Source organism: Collinsella sp. CLA-ER-H7, from assembly GCF_040092345.1.
Lineage (GTDB): Bacteria > Actinomycetota > Coriobacteriia > Coriobacteriales > Coriobacteriaceae > Collinsella.
Map to the genome: position 1 here is coordinate 1 of NZ_JBBNLT010000035.1, position 720 is coordinate 720.

Annotated in this window: 1 protein-coding gene; it reads right to left on the bottom strand. The window is 68.8% G+C overall.

The genetic code is table 11. The features are described from left to right. Positions 1-228 precede the first annotated feature (228 nt). Positions 229-720, bottom strand: a 492-nt coding sequence (locus tag AAAX75_RS10055; protein WP_195503260.1) for a helix-turn-helix domain-containing protein, incomplete at its 5' end; no start/stop codon positions are given.

Genomic DNA, 720 nt, shown 5'->3' on the forward strand with positions numbered 1-720 from the left:
CCCCCTCTTCCGCCCTGAGGCACATCGCTATCTGCCGGTGCCCGCAGCCGTTGGCGGTGCGCGAGAAGATCTCGGCGGCCGCCTCCCGGAGCTCGGGGCGCGTGGGCCTCGGCGGGTGCGCGAGGGCGTAGTAGTAGGTCGACCGCTTGAGCTCGGCGCATGCGAGCAGGTGCCCGAGCGCGTGCCCCTCGGCGCGCAGGGCCGCGACCGCTTCGGCCTTCGCCCTGGTCAGAGCCCGTCCCTCTCGACCAGGGCGCGTAATTTTTTTAGGTAGGCCACCTCGGCCTCGAGCCTACGGCACCGCTCCTCGAGCTCCTCCTCGCGGGTCCGCGGCCTCGCCCTGGAACCGCTCGGCCGGCCCTTGGGCCTCGGGCGCAGGGCCTCCGCGCCGCCCCGGCGGTATAGCGCGCACCACTTCTTGAGCGGCGACATCGACATTATGCCGAACGCCGCCATCGCCTCGGTCTTCGTCATGCCGCCGTCGACGACGGCGGAGGCGGCGGCGACCTTCTGCTCGTATGTGTACCTGCCCTGCTTTCCGTCCATGCGCAGCAGCACCTCGCTCCCGAACGCGCGGTATATCTCCTGCCATCTTCTCACGGCTTCCGCGGGAAGCGAAAGGGCAATCGCGGCAGATTTATACCCGTGTCCGAGCTCGAAGAGCCCTATGGCCGCCTTCCTGGCCTCGACATCATGCTTCACCCTCAAATCAACGCGCAT